Below are 19,627 nucleotides of genomic sequence, written 5' to 3'. Positions count from 1 at the left end.
AGCGGCTCAGGCGGCGACGGGCTGGCGCCGCCCGAAGGGCAGCGCCTTCCAGGCCATCACGACCCAGAGCAGCATGGTCAGCGCCCCGAGCGTGCCGGCGATCGGCCGGTCGAGGAAGCCGATGAAGGAGCCGCTCGCCTTGATCATCGAGCTCATGAAGTTCTGCTCGAGCATCTCGCCGAGCACCAGGCCGAGGATCAGCGGCGCGACCGGGATGCCGTGCTCCTCGAGCAGCCAGCCGAAGACGCCCATGACGACCATCAGCACCACGCCGTAGAGCGAATTGGTCATGGCGAAGGAGCCGACCATGCAGAAGATCAGGATCACCGGCAGCAGGATGTTACGCGGCACGCGCAGGATCTGCTTGGCCGATTTGATCGCCGCCCAGCCGAGCGGGAACATCAGCAGATTGGCGAGGATGAAGATGATGAAGACGGCATAGATCAGCTCCGGCGTCTGCAGGAAGACTGTCGGGCCGGGGTTCATGCCCTTCATGTAGAGCACGCCGATGACGATCGCCGTGATCGAATCGCCGGGGATGCCGAAGACCAGGGCCGGGATCCAGGCGCCGCCCAGCGCCGAATTATTGGCCGAGGTCGAGTCGACGATGCCTTCGATATGGCCGGTCCCGAACTTCTCCGGCTCCTTCGACATCTTCTTCGAGACGGCATAGGAGACCCAGGCGGCGATGTCGGCCCCGGCGCCCGGCAGGGCCCCGATCACGGTTCCGATCACCGAGCCGCGGATGAAGTTCTTCCAGTAGCGGCGCGTCACGTCGCCGAGGCCGGCGAACATGTTGCCGACCGCCTGCTGAACCCGCGCGCCGGCCGCCTCCATCGTCACGGCACCGCGCAGCAGCTCCGAGACGGCGAACATGCCGATCAGCGTCGGGATGAAGTTGATGCCCGACAACAGGTCGACATTGCCGAAGGTGAAGCGCGGCTGGCCGGCCGCCGGATCGATGCCGACCGTGCCGATGGCGAGGCCGATGAACAGCGAAAGCAGCCCTTTCAGCGGATCGCCCGTTCCGATGAAGACGGCGCAGGTCAGTCCGAGGCAGGCGAGCCAGAAATACTCGAAGGAGGAGAAATTGATCGCGACCTCGGCGAGCACCGGCGCCAGCAGCACCAGGATGGCGACACCGAAAATACCGCCGAGCACCGAGAAGACCAGATTGACGCCCATGCACAGATCGAGCTGACCCTTCTTGGTCATCTCATAGCTTTCATCGGCATAGGCCGCCGAGGCGGGCGTGCCGGGCATGCGCAGCATCGCCGCCGGGATGTCGCCTGCGAAGATCGCCATGGCGGTCGCGGTGACGATCGCGCCGAGAGCCGGCACGGGCGCCATGAAGAAGGTGACCGGCACCAGGAGCGCCGTGGCCATGGTCGCGGTCAGCCCCGGCATCGCTCCGACGAACATGCCGAACACGGCCGAGCCCATGATGATGGCCAGGACATAAGGGTCGAAGACCAGCCCGAAGGCGGTTGCGATTGCGCCCATTACCGCCTCCTCAGAGCACGCTGTCGAGAATGCCGCGCGGCAGCGGCACGCGCATCATCGAGCTGAAGAACCAGTGGACCAGCAACGTCATGCCGACCGCCACGATGACCGCCGTCAGCGGCCTTACGCCGAACCAGAGAAAGAGCACGAGCTGGATCAGCATGGCGCTGGGAATGAAGCCGAGGGGCTCGGAGGCAAGGATGTAGAACGCCATGGCGCCGAGCATCAAAGCGAAGGAGGCGACGCGGCGCGGCTGCGAGGTCCAGCCGTCGAGCAGGAGCCAGCGTCCGCCAGCCGCATGCTCGCGCCAGCCGCGGAGTATCAGCAGCACCGAGCAGCCGATGATTCCGGCGCCGAGAATGCGCGGAAACAGGCTCGGCCCGTATTGCTGGCCAGGAAACGCCGGAAATGAAAAGGTCATCGCGATCATGGCGGCGGCGATCGCGAGGAACACCAGCCCGACCACGGCGTCGTTGAAACGCATTGGCAGTCTCTCCATCGACCCGCGCGGCAGTTCCGCGCGGGGCCAGGGTCGGCAAAGCCGGCCCGTTCGAAATCAGATTGAATCAGGCCTTCTTCGCCAGCCCGGCGGCGCTCATCGCCGCCGCCATCGCCTTGTCGCCGTCGGCCATGAACTTGGTGAAGCCGGCCTGGTCGGCGAAGGTCATGCCGAAGCCGCGGGCATTCATGAAGTCCTGGAACTCCTTCGACTCATAGGCCTTCTTCAGCTCGGCGACGAGCTTGGTCTGCACCGCCTCGGGCAGCCCCTTCGGCCCGGCGATGCCACGCCAGGCGCCGACCGAGTAGTTGATGCCGAGGGTCTCGTTCAGGGTCGGCACGTCCTTGAACTGCGGGTTGCGCGCCTTCGCCATGATGGCGAGCGACTTCGCCTTACCGGCATCGAGCATGGCACGCGCCTCGGGGACCGAGCAGGTGACGATGTCGATGCCGCCCGCCGCCAGGTCCTGCATCGCCGGCGCTGCGCCGTTCGACGGAGCCCAGGCGACATGGTCGGGCTTAAGGCCCATGGCGACCAGCCAGCCGATCAGCGCCAGATGCCAGATGCCGCCCTGGCCGGTGCCGGAGGCCTTGAACTTGCCGGGAGGCGCAGCCTTGATCGCATCGGCCAGCGCCTTGATGTCCTTGTAGGGGCTCGAGGCCGAGACCTGCACGCCCGGCGGGTCCTCGTTCATCAGGGCGAGCGGCGTGTAGCTGGTCGGATTGAGCTCGGTCAGGCCCTGATGATGCATCATCGTGATTTCGACGGTGATCATGCCGATCGTGTAGCCATCGGGCGCCGCCGTCGCGATCGCCGAATGGCCGACCACGCCCGAGCCGCCGGTCCGGTTGACCACGTTGACGGGCTGACCGAGGCTCTTTTCCAGCATGGCGGCGACGATGCGCGCCGTCGCGTCCGTGCCGCCGCCGGCTCCCCAGGGGCAGACCAGGGTCACCGGCCGGTTCGGCCATTGTGCCTGGGCGATCGCCGGGTGCGCGATCAGCCCGGTCGCACCGGCGGCCGCGGCACCTTTCAGAATCGTACGTCTGCTGAACTCACTCACGATAGCGCTCCTCCACTTCAATCGATTTAGAAGGTGACGGCTTCTCCACGCAGCGGGGCCATCTTGAACTTCGAGCGCCATCTGAACTGATTGCAGCCGCAGAGGCAACAGTTTTGCATGCAGTATGCACCGGCTTGCATGCAAGTTTTTCTCAGGGCGCGCAGCTCACGGGGACCACGGCCTTTCCGGTAGCCGCGACGATCGCGCCGGTACTTTGCTCCGGCGCATCGCCTTTCGCAGCCGGAATCCGGGTCTGCGTCCGGGCCAGGATTGCCTGCAACGCTCCCGTGTCCGCCATCGCATAACTCCGCTGCGGAGCGACGCCGGCGACAAGCGCCTTGTCCGAAGGACCGGCAGTGACGAGCCCGGCGAGCCGACCTTGCCGGTCGAAGACCGGGCTGCCCGCCCCACCCGGCTGCAGCGGCGCGAGCACGGCCTCGCCGCGCAATTCCGCAGCCAGCGCCACGGCGCCGCGCGCCGCGCCATTGCCGTCGAAACCGAGCACCACCGCGGCTTGCGCCGGCTGCGCCGCATTCTCGCGCAGGCCGAGACCCGGCTGCTCGCCGAGGCCGGGAACGTCGAGCAGGGCCAGCCCGCTCGCCTGATCCTGCAGCCGCAATTTCGCCGGATGTCCGCCGACCTTCAGCGCTTTGCAGGCCTCGACCGCGACCCCGGCCGTCAGCACCAGCTCCCGGGCCACGACGAGGCCGACACCGAGACGCTCCGTCGCTGCGGCGACCGGCGTCGCGTTTGCCATCGCCGTTCCTGCCGAGGGCGCCGCCGGAGCCGAACCGGTCGGAAACGGCTCGAAACTGTCGGCGATCGCGGTCACGACCTTGTCGAAGCTTGCCGCCACCGCCTTGTCGTAGCCGACCGAGAAGCCGCGCAGACCGGACGGTCCGCTCGCCTGCCTACGGAAGAACCTGCCACCCGGCGTCTCGCCGGCGACGACGAAGAAACTCGGCTGCAGCAGCTTGTAGGTGATGCGGCGCGGCACGTTCGGATTGACGGCGATCTGCCGCTCGAACAGCGCCGCCAGCGGCTCGCTCGCCGGCCCGGCGCTGACATCGAGCGTGATCCTGCCATCGGCGCTCTGCCAGCGGCTGCCGCCGTTCGGCAGGGCCTCGCGCTTCGGCAGCAGCCTTTGCGGGATGCCGATGCGCACGCCGGTGCGCTCGTCCGTGACGACCGCGAACCCCGCCGCCTCGCGCGCCGTCCGCGCCAGCCGGGCGAGTTCCTGCCGTTCCGCCGGGCTCAACTGGCCGTCCGGCTGACCACGCCCGGCCTTGAAGCCATTGACGGCCCGGAAGGTCAGCGGTCCGAAATTGCCGGTGGCGGCGCTGTTGAGATGCCCGGTCCAGATCAGATCGGCCTGGATCGCCTTGCGCTCGGCTTCTGACAGCCCCTCGAAGATGCGCGTTGCGGCTTCCAGGCGCGGATCCGCAGGGCGCGGCTGTGCCAGCGCCGGCCCATGGCAAAGCAGCAGAGCTGCGACGAGGCCGGGAATCGACCGGAAACTGAGCAAGACGACCTCCCGTTCAGGCGTGCAGGCAGTGCTGCGGACCGCTATTCAGCGCGAGCCGTGCCGCCGAGGCAAGGGGGACGAGGCGCAGGTCGAGGATGACGGACGATTTGACGAACCGCTCGGCGAAAACCGCTCAGACCTCGCCAAACGCGCCGGTTGGCCCGGTCTTGTAAGTTGCGCTAGTCGGGCCTGATGATAGCCTCGTTTCGGCCACGGCGCGACGTTACGTCATCGCGTCGACGCCTGCCGCGGCTATCCTCACGCCGCCTGCTGCCTTCCCGGAGACCGAGCCATGTCCCTCCTCGCCCGTCTCGCCCTCATCCTCGGTCTTACTCTCGCTGCCGCTCCGGCCTTGGCCCAGAAGGCCTATGTCCGGCCCGATCTCGCCGGTGACGGCCAGCGGCTGGAGGAAAGGCTGAAACGCGAGGTCGGGGCGAGCCAGCGTCCCTTCGCGACGCTGCTGCGCGACGGCAATGCCGCGCTTTCCCGCGGCGATGCGCGCGGTGCCCTGCCTCTCGCCAATGCCGCCGCCATGACCGATCCGGCCAATCCCGCCGGCTGGCGTCTGATGGCGCAGGCCGCGATCGGCATCGAGCCGCGCGATTATCGCGAACGCTACGAATTGCGCGAGCGCGCCATCAGCGCCGCCTATCTCGCCTATCAGCGCTCGAGCTCGCGCACCGAGGAGGCGACCTCGCTCGGCGTGCTCGCCCGCGTCTTCGAGAAGAACGAGCTCTGGCGCCCCGCCCTGACCACCTATCGGCTCAGCCTCGACATCGCCGACAATGCCTCGCTGCGCAGCGACTACGAGGCGCTGCGGGCCCAGCGCGGCTTCCGCCTGCTGTCCAACAAGCTCGATTCCGACGCGGCGAGCCCGCGTGCCTGCTTCGAGTTCTCCGAGCCGCTCGCCCGCGGCCGCGTCGACTTCGCGCCCTATGTCGCGATCACCGGCAAGGGCGACTTCGCCGTCAGCGCCGAAGAACGCCAGCTCTGCGTCGACGGCCTGCGCCATGGCGAGCGCTACGGCTTCGTCATCCGCCAGGGCGTGCCCTCGGCCCTGCCCGACGAGAAGCTGCTGAAATCCTCCGATTACGAGGTCTATGTCCGCGACCGCGCCCCGTCCGTGCGCTTCACCGGCAAGAACTACGTGCTGCCGCGCACCGGCCAGCAGGGCGTGCCGGTCGTCTCGGTCAATGCCGGCAAGCTCGACCTCGAGGTGATGCGCATCGGCGACCGCAACCTGATCAACTCGGTCCATTCCGAGGACTTCCTGAGCCAGCTCGGCAGCTACAATGCGGGCCAGATCGCCGCGGACAAGGGGGCGAGCGTCTGGAAGGGCACGATGGACGTGAAGTCCGAGCTCAACAAGGACGTCGTCACCGCCTTCCCGGTGCTGGAGGCCGTCGGGCAGCTCCAGCCCGGCGTCTATGTGATGTTCGCCAGGCCGAGCGGCACCCAGCCGGCCAGCAGCCCGGATGGCGACTACGACTATGACGGCTCGCCCCGGGCGACGCAGTGGTTCGTCGTCTCCGATCTCGGCCTGACCTCCTTCTCCGGCCCCGACGGCGTGCATGTGCTGGTGCGTTCGCTCGCCGACGCCACACCCGTCGCCAATGCCGAGCTGCGCCTGATCGCCCGCAACAACGAGGTGCTGGCGACGATCCGCTCCGACCGCAACGGCTATGCCCGTTTCGACGCCGCCCTCGGCAAGGGCCAGGGCGGCAATGCGCCCGGCCTCGTCACCGCGACGCTGGCCGAGGATTACGGCTTCCTCGATCTCAAGCAGACGGCGTTCGATCTCTCCGACCGCGGCGTGAAGGGCCGCGTCGCGCCGGTCGGCCTCGATGCCTTCCTCTACACCGAGCGCGGCGTCTATCGCTCCGGCGAGACGGTCTATCTGACCTCGCTGCTGCGCGACGCCAAGGGTGCCGCCGTCGCCGGCCTGCCGCTGACCCTGGTGGTCAGGCGGCCGGACGGCGTCGAATATCGCCGCCGCCAGGTCGAGGACCAGGGGGCAGGCGGCCGTGCCCATTCGATCCCGCTGATCTCCGGCGCCCAGACCGGTACCTGGCGGGTCCAGGCCTATTCCGACCCCAAGGGCGCCGCGATCGGCGAGGTCTCCTTCCTCGTCGAGGACTATGTCCCCGAGCGGCTGGAACTCACGCTCGCGCCGAAGAAGCCGGTCCTGCAGGCCGGCGAGCCGGCCGAGATCGACGTCACCGCCCGCTATCTCTACGGCGCCCCCGGCTCCGATCTCGACGTCACCGGCTCGATGACGGTGCGGGCCGCCGGGCAGAGCGCGATCCCGGGCTTCGCCGGCTATGAGGTCGGTCTCTCCGACGAGGCCTTCGAGCCGCAGCAATCGGAGTTCGAGGACACGGCCAAGACCGACGCCAGCGGCAAGGTCACGCTCGTCAATCCCGTCGCCGAGCCGGAGGCCAACCGCCCGCTCGAGGTCGAGCTGACAGTGCGCGTCGGCGAGCCCGGCGGCCGCGCCATCGCCCGTTCGGTGACGCTGCCGATCGTGCCCAAGGGCGCTGCCATCGGCGTGCGGAAAACCTTCAAGGACGGCGAGCTCGGCAATGGCCAGACCGCCAGTTTCGACGTGATCATGGCCAATGGCGACGGCCGCCGGATCGGCCGGCAAGGCGTCAAGTGGACGCTCTCCAAGGTCACACGCAACTATCAGTGGTTCTATCAGGACGGCCGCTGGAACTATGAGGGCGTGAAGTCGACGCGCCGCGTTTCCGATGGCGAGATCGCGGTCGCCGAGAACGCCCCCGCGCGCATCGCCGCCCCGGTCGAATGGGGCAATTACCGGCTCGACGTCAGCGCCGACGGCGCCGATGCCACCGAGACCAGCGTCTCCTTCAGCGTCGGCTACGAAACCGACAAGACCGCCGACACGCCCGACGTGCTCGACGTCGCGCTCGACAAGGCCGCCTATGCCGATGGCGAGGCGATGCAGGTCCGCCTGACCGCGCGCTTCACCGGCAAGGCGACGCTCGCCGTGCTCGGCGACGGCGTCAACGAGATTCGCACCGTCGACGTCTCGCCCTCCGGCACCACGGTCAATCTGCCGGCCAGGGCAGGCTGGGGTGCCAGCGCCTATCTCGTCGCCCTCGCCCATCGCCCGATGGATCAGCAGGCCCAGCGCATGCCCGGCCGTGCCATCGGCCTCGCCTGGTTCGCGATCGGCAAGGAAGAGCGCAACCTCGCCATTGACCTCGGCGCGCCCAATCTGGTGCGGCCGCTCTCGACCCTGTCGCTGCCGGTGAAGGTCACCGGCGCCAAGGCCGGCGAGGAAGCCTTCGTCACGGTCGCGGCCGTCGATGTCGGCATCCTCAACCTGACCCGCTTCGAGAGCCCGGACCCGAGCAGATTCTTCTTCGGCCAGCGCCAGCTCGGCCATGAATTGCGCGATCTCTACGGCTACCTGATCGACGGCATGCAAGGCGTGCGCGGCGCGATCCGCTCCGGCAGCGACGCCGCCCCGCAGCTCAATGGCGAGGCGCCGACCCAGGAGCCGCTGGCGCGCTATTCCGGCGTGGTCAAGCTCGGCCCCGACGGCACCGCCAAGATCGATTTCGAACTGCCGGCGTTCAATGGTTCGGTCAGGGTCATGGCCGTCGCCTGGTCGGCCGGCAGGACCGGGCAGGCGAGCGCCGACGTCTTCGTCCGCGACCAGCTCGTGGCGCAGGCGACGCTGCCGCGCTTCCTGGCGCTCGGCGACCAGTCGCGCTTTCACCTACAGATCGACAATGTCGAGGGCCCGGCCGGCTCCTATCTGGTCGATCTCGACGTCAAGGGCCCGGTCGTCGTCGGCGCCGACGCGACCCGCAGCAGCATGACTCTGGCTGCTGGGGCGAAGGGTTCGCTGACCATCCCGGTCACCGCCGCCGGCCTCGGCCGGGCGAGCTTCGACGTCAAGGTCTCCGGCCCGAACGGCATCGGCACGGTGCAGAATCTGGCGGTCAGGGTGCAGCCCTCGACGCAGACGATCGCGCGCCGGATCATCAGGCCGATCCCGGGAGGCGGCTCGCTGACCGTCTCCTCCGACCTTCTGGCCGATCTCGTGCCGGATTCCGGCGCCGTCTCGATCTCGGTCTCGCCGGTCGCCGCGCTCGACGTCTCGGCGATCCTCAAGGCGCTCGACCGCTACCCCTATGGCTGCACCGAGCAGACGATCAGCCGCGCTCTGCCGCTGCTCGTCGTCAACCGGCTCGCCTCGATGGAGCAGCTCGCCCTCGACGGCAATGCCGACGAGCGCGTCAATGCCGCGATCGAGCGCGTCCTCGCCCGCCAGGGCGGCAACGGCTCCTTCGGCCTCTGGAGCATCGGCGGCGAGGATCTCTGGCTCGACGCCTTCGTCACCGATTTCCTGACGCGCGCCCGCGAGCGCCAGTTCGCAGTGCCGCAGACGGCGTTCAACATGGCGCTCGACCGCCTGCGCAACCAGGTCGTCAACACCAGCGAGATCAACAAGGAGGAAGCGGCCGGCATCGCCTATGCCCTCTATGTGCTCGCCCGCAACGGCCGGCCGGTGATGGGCGATCTGCGCTATCTCGCCGACAACAAGCTCGCCGATTTCGCCTCGCCTCTGGCGCGCGGCCAGATCGGTGCGGCGCTTTCCCTGCTCGGCGACCGGACCCGTGGCGCCGCCGCCTTCAGCAACGCGCTCGGCCGCCTGCAGCAGACCAGCGATGACGGGCTCTCGCGCGCCGATTATGGCTCGCGCCTGCGTGACGGGGCGGCGCTGCTCGCCCTGATCGCCGAGAGCAATGGCGACCGGGCCGAGCTGAACCGTGCCGCCGATATCGTCCAGAATGCCCGCCAGAGCGCGCGCTACACCTCGACACAGGAGAACATGTGGATGGCGATGGCCGCAGCGGCCATGGCCAAGGAGGCGGAAGGCATGACGCTGACCGTCGACGGCACCGAACGCAAGGGCGCGCTCTACCGCACGGTTCCAGCCGCCGCGCTGGAGGGCAAGCCGCTCGTCATCGGCAACCCCGGCACCGCCTCGGCCAATGCGGTCCTGACCGTCTCCGGCATCCCGACCACGCCGGAGCCGGCGCTGAACCAGGGCTTCGCACTGGAACGCACGCTCTTCAGCATGAAGGGCGAGCGGGTCGACCCGTCGCGCCTGCGCCAGAACGAGCGCTATGTCGTGGCGCTCAAGGTCACCGAGCCGGCGGCGCGCTATGGCCGGCTGCTGCTGGTCGATCCCGTCCCGGCCGGGCTCGAGATCGAGAACGCCAACCTGACCGAGGGTGCTTCTGTCGAAGGGCTGAACTGGCTGAAACAGGAGGTCGCGCCGGTCCACACCGAGGCACGCGACGACCGCTATGTCGCCGCCTTCGAGCGCAGCGGCAGCAGCAACCAGCCGCTGAGCTACACCGTCGCCTACATCGCCCGGGCCGTCTCGCCCGGCCGCTATGTCCAGCCGGCGGCGGTGATCGAGGACATGTACCGCCCGGACCGCTTCGGCAGGACGGCCTTCGGCACGGTCGACATCACCTCGGCACGGTGACGTCATGAAGGCGCGACCGGATGAGCGGGACGCGACACCAACCCCTCTCCCCTTGCGGGATAGGGTTGGGGTGAAGGGTCGCTCCACATTCGATCGCTGGCGTCTTAACGCGAAGCGGGCGGCGGGAAAGCTCGTGCGCCCCCTCATCCGGCCCTTCGGGCCACCTTCTCCCGCAGGGGGAGAAAGAAGGAGCCACCGCCTCGCATATGCCAGCTTGAGCGCTCTCGCGTTGGTCGCCGCCACGACCGGCGCGCTGTTCTGGTACGCCTCCGCGCTACCGCGGCTCGACCTCGCCGCCGCCAGCGATCGCTCCACCGTGGTGCTCGACCGCGAGGGCAAGCTCCTGCGCCCCTTCGTCACCGCCGATGGCCGCTGGAAGCTGCCGGTCGGCGCAGCCGATGTCGATCCGCGCTATCTTTCCATGCTGAAAGCCTATGAGGACAAGCGCTTCGACGACCATTTCGGCGTCGACCCGCAGGGCATGATCCGCGCCGCCGGCCAGATGCTGGGCAATGGCCGCATCGTCTCCGGCGGCTCGACGCTGACCATGCAGGTGGCGCGCCTGCTCGAACCGCGCCAGGAGCGCTCGCTCTCGGCCAAGCTCAGGCAGGCGGTGCGCGCGCTCGAACTGGAGCTGCGCTTCAGCAAGACCGAGATCCTCGACCTCTACCTGACGCTTGCCCCCTTCGGCGGCAATCTCGAAGGCGTGCGCGCCGCGAGTTTCGCCTATTTCGGCAAGGAGCCGAAGCGACTCTCGACCGCCGAGGCTGCCCTGCTGGTCGCGCTGCCGCAATCGCCGGAAACCCGCCGGCCCGACCGTTTCCCGGAGGCCGCGCGCAAGGCCCGCGAACGCGTGCTCGCCAGGGCCGAGGCCGCCGGTCTCGTCACGCCGGGCGAAGTCGCCGCCGCCCGCGACGAGCCGATACCGACGGCGCGAAAGCCCTTCCCGGCGCTGGCCCCGCATACCGCCGAGCAGGTCGTCGCCGGCTCTCCCGAGCAGAAGCGGCATCGCCTCAGCCTCGATGCCCGCTGGCAGGCGAGCCTGGAACAGCTCGCCCGCGAGCGCGCCATCGGCCAGGGGCCGCAGCTCTCGATCGCCATCCTCGTCGCCGACAACGAGACCGGCGAGATCCGCGCCTCGGTCGGCGGCGTCGACTATTTCGATGCCGGGCGCGCCGGTTCGCTCGACCTGACGCAGGCCCTGCGTTCACCCGGCTCGGCACTGAAGCCCTTCATCTACGCGCTCGCCTTCGACAATGGCCTCGCCCATCCCGAGACCATGCTGGAGGACCGGCCGACCCGCTACGGCCTCTATGTCCCCGAGAATTTCGACCTCGGCTTCCAGGGCATGGTCAGCGCCCGCAAGGCGCTTCAGCTCTCGCTCAACCTGCCGGCGGTCGAATTGCTCTCGGCGCTCGGCCCGCAGCGTTTCCTGTCGCGCCTGAAGGATGCCGGCGCCGCCATCGCCATGCCCAGGGAGAGCGGCGCGCCCGGCCTCGCCATCGGCCTCGGCGGTCTCGGCATCACGCTCTCCGACCTGACCCGGCTCTATGTCGGCCTCGCCCGCGGCGGCGAGGTCGTGCCGCTGAAGGTCACGGCTGCGACCGATCCAGGCACCGTCCCGCTGCGCCTCGTCGAGCCGGTCGCCGCCTTCTATGTCGCCGATACGCTGCTCGGCGCGCCGCCGCCGCTCAACGCCGCGCCGGGGCGGATCGCCTACAAGACCGGCACCTCCTACGGCTATCGCGATGCCTGGGCCGTCGGCTTCGATCGCCGGCACACCATCGGCGTCTGGGTCGGCCGGGCCGATAACGGCGCGGTGCCCGGCCTCGTCGGGCGGGCGGTTGCGGCGCCGATCCTGTTCGACGCCTTCGCCCGAATCGGCCACGACCCACGCCCCTTCGTGCAGCCTCCCGGCGTGATCGCCGCGACCAGCGCGACCCTGCCGCCGCCCTTGCGCCATCTGCGCCAGGATGTGCCCAAGACGGTGGCTGCGCTGGCGACGCCGGGGCTGAAGCTCGCCTTCCCGCCCGAAGGCGCCCGCATCGATCTCGCCGCCTCGGCTCCCGAGGGCGGGCGCCCCCAGCTCGGCCTCAAGGTCGCCGGCGGCGTCGCTCCCTTCACCTGGCTGGTCGACGGCGCGCCGATCACCGGTCCGGTCCGGCGCCGCGAGACGGAATGGCAGCCGCCCGGCAAGGGTTTCGTGCGGATTTCGGTGGTCGATGCCGCCGGCGCCAGCGAGAGCGTCTCGGTCAGGCTGCAATAGGATCAGCGAAAGACGAGGTCGTCCCGGGCGACCGAAGCAAGACCCGGGACCACCGACAGGCACTTCATCGATGTCTGCTTAGAGCCTGCCGGGTTTTCTCCGAACCACACCGTCATCCCGGACGAGCGGCAGAGCCGCGCAAATCCGGGATCCATCGTAGGGATCCGGCGCTCTTCGATGGATCCCGGCGCTGCGGCCGGGATAACGAAGTGTTTCAGCGCGAAATCAGCGCGCTCCAAAGCAGCGTATCACCCGCTCGACACCGTCGTTCACTCCGCCGGCTGCGGATGAGCCTTTGCAGTCTCCGGCTCCTCGCCATGCATCGGCCGCCGTGCCCGCGACAGATAGCTGTAGGCGACCGGCACGACATAGAGCGTGAGCAAGGTGCCGAAGGTCATGCCGCCGACGATGACCCAGCCGATCTGCGAGCGGCTCTCGGCGCCGGCGCCGGAGGCGAGCGCCAGCGGCACCGCGCCCAGCACCATCGCGCCGGTGGTCATCAGGATCGGGCGCAGGCGCAGCTCCGCCGCCTCGACCAGCGCCTCCAGCATCTCCTTGCCTTCCTCGCGCAGCTGGTTGGTGAATTCGAGGATCAGGATGCCGTGCTTGGTGATCAGGCCGACCAGCGTGATCAGCCCGATCTGGCTGTAGACGTTCATCGTCCCGCCGGTGAAATACAGCGCCGCCAGCGCCCCTGTCATCGAGAGCGGCACCGAGACCATGATCACCACGGGGTCGATGAAGCTCTCGAACTGCGCCGCCAGCACCAGATAGATGAAGCCGAGCGCCAGCAGGAAGACGAGCAGGATCGACGAGCCCGACTGCTTGAACTCGCGGCTCTGGCCGGAATAGTCGTTCTGGTAGGAGGCGGGCAGGATCCGCGCCGCCGCCTGCTCCAGCACGGTCAGCGCGTCGCCGAGCGAATAGCCCGGCCCCGGCACGGCGGTAATGGTCGCCGAACGCAGCTGGTTGAAGCGGATCAGCTCCTTGGGCGCGACATTCTCCTCGACCCGGACGAGACTCGACAGCTGCACGACCTGGCCGCCGCGACCCATCAGATAGATCGACTGCAGCGTCTGCGGCGTGTTGCGGTCCTGGCCGGCGACCTGCAGCATCACGTCATATTGCTCGCCGTTCATGTTGAAGCGCGTCACCTGGCGACCACCGAGCAGGGTCTCCATGGTGCGGCCGATGACGTCGACACCGACGCCGAGATCTGCAGCGCGCTGCCGGTCGATCGAGACCTTGATCTGCGGCTTGTCGAGGATCAGGTTGGTCTCGAGATTGGTCAGCGCCGGATGGCCCTGAACCTCGGCGATCAGGCGGTCGACGTTCTGCTTGATCTCGGCATAGGAATCCGAGGAGCGCAGCACGAACTCGACCGGCTTGCTGTTGGCGCCGCCCTGGCCGAGCGAGGGCGGGTTGGTGGCGAAGAGCCGGATGCCAGGGATCTGCGACAATCCCTTGTTGATCTCGGCCACCAGGCTTTGCTGCTTGCGCTGGCGCTGCTCCCAGGGCTTCAACCGGGCGAAGGCGATGGCGCGCGTCACGTCCGGGAAGCCGACGATGACGAGATAGGTCTCGACCTCCTGGATCTTGCTGAAATAGTCCTCGACGCGCCGCGCATAGTCGGCGGTGAAGGACATGGTCGCCCCTTCCGGAGCCACACCGATCGCGGTGATCGTGCCGCGATCCTCGACCGGGGCCAGTTCCGAGCGCAGATTGGTGAAGAAATAATAGCTGCCGCCAGCGACACCGAGCGCCAGCAGCACGATCAGCGGCCGGACCGACAGGGCAAAGCGCAGCGAGCGACGATAACCGCTGGAGAGTGCCTCGAAGAAGCGTTCGAGCGCATTGTAGAGGAAATTGTGCTTGTTCTCGTGGCGCAGGAGCTTGGCGCACATCATCGGCGTCAGCGTCAGCGCGACGAAGCCGGAGACGAGCACGGCGCCGGCGAGCGTCAGCGCGAACTCGATGAAGAGCTTGCCGGTGCGCCCCGTCGAGAAGGCCATCGGCGCATAGACCGCGACCAGGGTCAGCGTCATCGCGACCACGGCGAAGGCGATCTCGTTGATGCCCTTGATCGCAGCCTTGGTCGGCTCCATGCCGTCCTCGATATGGCGGTGGATGTTCTCCAGCACCACGATCGCGTCGTCGACGACGAGGCCGATGGCGAGCACCATCGACAGCAGCGTCAGCGTGTTCACCGTGAAGCCGAGTGCATACATCAGCGCGAAGGCGCCGATCAGCGAGACCGGGATGGTGACGAGCGGGATCAGCGTCGCGCGCAGCGAGCGCAGGAACAGGAAGATGATCAGCACGACCAGCACGACCGCCTCGGCGATCGTGGTGTAGACCGCCTTGATCGAGCGATCGATGAAGATCGAGGTGTCGTAGGAGGTCGCGATCGACATCCCGTCCGGCAGGTCCTCGATGATGCCGGGCAGGGCCTGCTGGACACCGGCCGAGACGTCGAGCGGGTTGGCGACGGCCTGCTTGACGATACCGATCGTCACCGAGGGGCTGCCCTTGAACCAGGCCGCGTTGCGTTCTTCACGGGCGCCGAGCTCGACGCGCGCGACATCGCGCATGCGGACCGGGAAGCCGTTCGCATCCTTGACGGTGATCTGCTGGAACTGCTCGGGCGTGTTCAGGCTGGTCTGCGAGAGAACCGTGAATTCGCGGTCATTGCTCTCGATGCGCCCGGAGGGGATCTCGACATTCTGCGCCCGCAGCGCCGCCTCGACCTCCTGAACGGTGATGGCATAGGCCGCCATCCGGGCCCGGTCGAGCCAGATCCGCATGGCGTATTGGCGCTGGCCGAGAATGCGGACCTCGGCGACGCCGGTGATGTTCTGGACGCGGTCGGCGATGAAGCGGTCGGCGAAATCGGTCAGCTCCAGCGGCGAATGACGCGTGCTGGTCAGCGACAGATACATCACCGGCTGGGCGTCGGCCTCGACCTTGGCGATGATCGGCTCGTCGATCTCGTCGGGCAGGCGCCCGCGCACCCGGCTGACGCGGTCCCGGACGTCGGAGGCGGCGACGTCGGGGTCGACATCCGGGCGGAAACGCACGGAGATCTGGCTGCGCTCCTGGCGGCTGGTCGAGGTGATGGTCTCGATGCCCTCGATCCCGGCGATCGAGTTCTCCAGGATCTGCGTGACCTGCGTCTCGATGATCTCGGCGCTGGCGCCGCGATAGGTCGTCTGCACGGAGACGATCGGCTCGTCGATGTTCGGATATTCACGCACCGTCAGGCGCGTATAGGAGACGAAGCCGATCAGGACGACGAGCAGGCTGAGGACGGTGGAGAGGACCGGCCGACGGACGAAGAGCTCGAACAGGCTCATTGCACCGCGCCCGGAACGGCGGCCGGCAGCGCGCTCGTCTGAACGCTCGCCTTCTGCTTGATCGAGACGGTCGAGCCCTCGCGCAGGCGCATCTGCCCGGCGGTGACGATCTGCATGCCGGGCTTCAGCCCGCGCACGATCTCGACCTTGCCCGGCAGGCGCTTGCCGAGCTCGACCGGGATGCGCTTGGCCTTGCCGTTCTCGACGATGAAGACCATCTTGCCGATGCCGTCCGGCACCACCGCCGTCTCCGGCACGACCAGCGCGTTCTCACGCTGATTGACGACGATGGTGAGGCGGGCGAACAGGCCCGGCTTCAGCACGAGATCGCCATTGGGAACCTTGGCGCGCAGCTTGACCGCGCGGCCGTTGATGTCGACCACCGGATCGATCGCGAAGATCTGGCCGGAGAACGGCCGGTCGGGCACGGCATCGACCTTGAGCTGAACCGGCTGCCCGACCTTGAGCTGGGTCAGGAAGATCTCGGGCACGCGGAAATCGATCTTGATCGGGTCGATATTGGTCAGCGCGACCAGCGGCTTGCCGACCGAGATATAGTCGCCGACGCCGACCGAACGCAGTCCGACCACGCCGGTGAACGGCGCCTTGATCGTCGCCTGGGCGAGCTTCGACTGGACCAACTGGACGCGGGCCTCCTGCGAGGCGAGCTGCGCGGTCGCCTGTTCCAGCGCCACCTGTGTGCCGGCACCGCGCGAGACCAGCGAGCGATTGCGGTCATAGGTGTCGCGCGCGAGGGTCAGATCGGCCTGCGCCTGCTTCAGTTCGGCGTCGAGGATGGCGGTGTCGAGCTTGACCAGCTCCTGCCCCTCCTGGACGCGCTCGCCCTCGCGGAAGCCGAGCGAAATCACGCGGCCGGCGATCTCGGAGGCGATGATGATCGCTTCATCGGCGGCGAGGGTGCCGAGCGCCTCGACCTCCTCGTTCACGGTCATGCTCTCGACCGCGCCGACCTCGACGGGAACGCCCGGATTCGGCGCATTCGCGGCAGCCTGCGCCGGCTGGCCGACCGGCCGGAAATGCTTCTGGTAGGCATAATAGCCACCGCCTGCCAGCCCGGCGATGACGAGGAAGAGGATGAAACGCTTCATGAGGCTGGACGCTCCGGTGCCGCGCGCGAAATCTAGACTGGACGGTCCAGTTCGATAAAGTCCCAAAAGGGCGGAAGCATGATAGGCCCGTCGAGCCAGCGCCCTACACCGCGCGCCGCAAGGGAAGCAAGGGCGATGCCGACCGAGAAATCGCGGCCGGACAAGCATGGCGCGATTACCCGCGCCGCCACCGAGATGTTCCTGGCCGAGGGCTTCGACCGCGCGAGCCTCGGCCAGATCGCCCAGCGCGCCGGCGTCTCGAAGCAGACCATCTACAGCCATTTCGCCGACAAGGAGGCGCTGTTCAAGGCGATCTGCGCCGAGCTCACTGAAAAGCTGACGATTCCGCTGCGAGAAGCACTGAATCCTGGGGCGGATCTGCGCGCCGCGCTGATCCGTCTCGGCGAGGATGCGCTCGCGATGATGCTGCATCCGGCCTCGCTGGACCTGCACCGCCTGATCGTCAGCGCGGCGACGCGCTATCCCGAGCTCGGGCGCGCCGCCTATGAGGCCGGCGCGGCACGGATGATCGAGGATCTCGGCACCCTGATCGGCGAGCGTTCACGATCCGGTGATGGCTTCACGCGAGCGATCGACGAGCCCCGCGCGCAACTGCTGGCGGAGCAGTTCATCGGCATGCTGCGCGGCTTCCACCAGGCGCGCGGCCTGCTCGGCGTGCCGCCAGCTCCGGCCGAGGCGCGCCAGCACTATGTCCAGGCCTGTGTCGATCTGCTGCTGCGCGGTGCCTGAGCCGGGGCGCGGGCCGCGTCACGGCACTGTCATCTACCGCCGATAGGGCTCGCTCGCGATTGCGAGGAGAGCTGCTGATGCTGCGTATCGAGGGTCTGACCAAGCGTTTCGGCGGCAAGGCCGCCGTCGACAACGTCACCCTGTCGATCCCGCGGGGCGAGATGGTCGGCGTGATCGGCCGCTCCGGTGCCGGCAAGTCGACCTTGCTGCGCATGCTGAACCGGCTCTCCGACCCGAGCGAGGGGCGCATCCTCAGCGGCGAGCGCGACGTCACCGCCCTGCGCGGCGGCGCGCTGCGGGGTTGGCGGCGTGACACTGCCATGATCTTCCAGCAGTTCAACCTGGTCGGGCGCCTCGACGTGCTGACCAATGTGCTGCTCGGCCGCCTCAACCATCGCTCCGCGGCGCTGACGCTGGTGAAGAGCTTCTCGCAGGACGACAAGATCCGCGCCATCACCGCGCTCGAGCGGCTCGATATGGGCCATCTCCTGGCCCAGCGCGCCGAGACCCTGTCCGGCGGCCAGCAGCAGCGCGTCGCCATCGCCCGCGCTCTGGTCCAGGAGCCACAGATCATCCTCGCCGACGAGCCGATCGCCTCGCTCGACCCGCGCAACTGCCAGATCGTCATGGACGCGCTGTTCCGGATCAACCGCGAGGACGGCATCACCGTCATCTCCAACCTGCACCATCTCGACATCGCGGCGAAGTATTGCGACCGGCTGATCGGCATGGCCGCCGGCAAGGTCGTGTTCGACGGCCCGCCCCATGCTTTGACCAGCGAGATCGCGGCCGAGCTCTACGGCATCGAGGCCAAGGACGCCGGCGCCGAGGCGCTCGATGCGCTCGACGCCATCGCCACCTCCGAGGCGCGGCGCATCCGACAGAACGTCGCCTGAGCGGATCCTCCGCAGGCAACGCCTACCCCGACCACCAGACTACCCCCTAAGGAGCACTCTCATGCTGACCCGCCGTCATACCCTGACGCTTGCCGCCGGCCTCGCCGCGACGCTCGCAGCCCCCGCCTTCGCGCAGGACTGGAAAGCCAAGTATCCCGAACTCGTCTTCGCGATCATCCCGGCCGAGAACGCCTCGGGCGTGACCGAGCGCTACACCCCCTTCGTCAACTATCTTTCGAAGGAACTCGGCACCAAGGTGACGCTGCGCATCGCCAACGACTACGCCGCGATCATCGAAGGCCAGCGCGCCGGCAACATCCACATCGCCTCCTATGGCCCGTCCTCCTTCGCTCGCGCCCGCATGACCGGCGCCAAGGTCGATGCCTTCGCCATCGAGACCAATCTCGACGGCACCAAGGGCTATCATTCGGTCTTCTACGTGAAGAAGGACTCGCCCTATCAGAAGGTCGAGGACCTCAAGGGCAAGAATCTCGGCCTGGTCGACCCGAACTCGACCTCCGGCAACAATGTCCCGCGCTTCGCGCTGAACGGCATGAAGATCGAGCCCGAGACCTTCTTCGGCAAGGTCGTCTACACCGGCAGCCACGAGAACGCCGTCATCGCCCTGCAGCAGGGCACCGTCGACGTCGCCGCCAACTGGTGGAACGACGAGCAGGAATCGAACCTGCAGCGCATGGCCCGCAAGAACATGGTCAAGGCCGAGGATTTCCGGATCATCTTCAAGTCCGAGCAGATCGTGAACTCGCCGCTGGCCTATCTCAGCGACCTGCCGGAAGAGCTCAAGGCCAAGATCCGCGACGCCGTCCTCAACATTACCACCAAGGACAAGGCCGCCTTCGACAAGATCTATGAAGGCAAGCAGGGCCCGCTCGTCGCCGTCGACAACAAGGCCTACGACCCGATCATCGAGCTGAACAAGTTCGTCGACGCGCTTCGCAAGAAGAAGTCCTCGTAAGCATAGCCTCTCTCCCCTCTCCCGGATGGGAGAGGGGCCGGGGGTGAGGGACCGCCCTCACCACGGCATGCTCGACATTGGAGTGGCCGCACCGCGCTCTGGCGTTTGCCCGCAGGCCCTCACCCCTACCCCTCTCCCATCCGGGAGAGGGGTT

The 19,627-nt window shown here is 68.0% G+C and carries 11 protein-coding genes; 5 read left to right on the top strand and 6 right to left on the bottom strand.

Features of this window, described 5'->3' with window-relative positions:
• Positions 1-6 precede the first annotated feature (6 nt).
• The 4 genes from AC3RCC_RS02985 to AC3RCC_RS02970 form a co-directional block, all read right to left on the bottom strand.
• Positions 7-1,503, bottom strand: coding sequence for a tripartite tricarboxylate transporter permease (locus AC3RCC_RS02985; protein ID WP_291635673.1), 1,497 nt, complete (start codon positions 1,501-1,503; stop codon positions 7-9).
• 10 nt (positions 1,504-1,513) lie between these two features.
• Entirely contained in the window at positions 1,514-1,987 is a 474-nt protein-coding gene (locus tag AC3RCC_RS02980; protein ID WP_492257544.1) for a tripartite tricarboxylate transporter TctB family protein, read from the bottom strand.
• An 82-nt stretch (positions 1,988-2,069) separates the two neighbouring features.
• Entirely contained in the window at positions 2,070-3,065 is a 996-nt protein-coding gene (locus AC3RCC_RS02975; protein WP_291635668.1) for a tripartite tricarboxylate transporter substrate binding protein, read from the bottom strand.
• Positions 3,066-3,216: 151 nt separating this feature from the next.
• A complete protein-coding gene (locus AC3RCC_RS02970) occupies positions 3,217-4,590 on the bottom strand; it encodes a peptidoglycan-binding domain-containing protein (RefSeq protein WP_492257543.1) in 1,374 nt (457 codons plus the stop codon).
• 292 nt (positions 4,591-4,882) lie between these two features.
• Here AC3RCC_RS02970 and AC3RCC_RS02965 point away from each other — a divergent pair, with 292 nt between their 5' ends.
• Positions 4,883-10,123, top strand: coding sequence for an alpha-2-macroglobulin family protein (locus tag AC3RCC_RS02965; protein WP_492257542.1), 5,241 nt, complete (start codon positions 4,883-4,885; stop codon positions 10,121-10,123).
• 214 nt (positions 10,124-10,337) lie between these two features.
• The gene (gene pbpC, locus AC3RCC_RS02960; protein ID WP_492257541.1) at positions 10,338-12,389 is read left to right on the top strand and encodes a penicillin-binding protein 1C; all 2,052 of its coding nucleotides are present in this window, start codon (positions 10,338-10,340) and stop codon (positions 12,387-12,389) included.
• Positions 12,390-12,658: 269 nt separating this feature from the next.
• On the opposite strand, the gene AC3RCC_RS02955 is transcribed toward pbpC, so the two are convergent.
• A complete protein-coding gene (locus tag AC3RCC_RS02955; RefSeq protein ID WP_492257540.1) occupies positions 12,659-15,742 on the bottom strand; it encodes an efflux RND transporter permease subunit in 3,084 nt (1,027 codons plus the stop codon).
• A complete protein-coding gene (locus AC3RCC_RS02950; protein ID WP_291635658.1) occupies positions 15,739-16,851 on the bottom strand; it encodes an efflux RND transporter periplasmic adaptor subunit in 1,113 nt (370 codons plus the stop codon). Before AC3RCC_RS02950 ends, AC3RCC_RS02955 begins: the two co-directional genes overlap by 4 nt.
• A 135-nt stretch (positions 16,852-16,986) precedes the next feature.
• Here AC3RCC_RS02950 and AC3RCC_RS02945 point away from each other — a divergent pair, with 135 nt between their 5' ends.
• The 3 genes from AC3RCC_RS02945 (at position 16,987) to phnD (ending at position 19,473) form a co-directional block, all read left to right on the top strand.
• Positions 16,987-17,601 (top strand): TetR/AcrR family transcriptional regulator, encoded by a 615-nt coding sequence (locus AC3RCC_RS02945; RefSeq protein WP_492257539.1) that lies wholly within the window; start codon positions 16,987-16,989, stop codon positions 17,599-17,601.
• A gap of 77 nt (positions 17,602-17,678) precedes the next feature.
• Entirely contained in the window at positions 17,679-18,497 is an 819-nt protein-coding gene (phnC, locus tag AC3RCC_RS02940) for a phosphonate ABC transporter ATP-binding protein (RefSeq protein WP_291635653.1), read from the top strand.
• A gap of 61 nt (positions 18,498-18,558) precedes the next feature.
• Positions 18,559-19,473, top strand: coding sequence for a phosphonate ABC transporter substrate-binding protein (phnD, locus tag AC3RCC_RS02935; RefSeq protein ID WP_291635651.1), 915 nt, complete (start codon positions 18,559-18,561; stop codon positions 19,471-19,473).
• The last annotated feature ends 154 nt before the right edge of the window (positions 19,474-19,627 follow it).

The sequence above is a fragment of the Allobosea sp. GW823-FHT01F03 genome (genome assembly GCF_058798075.1).
This window is presented reverse-complemented; position numbering and strand designations above follow the sequence as displayed.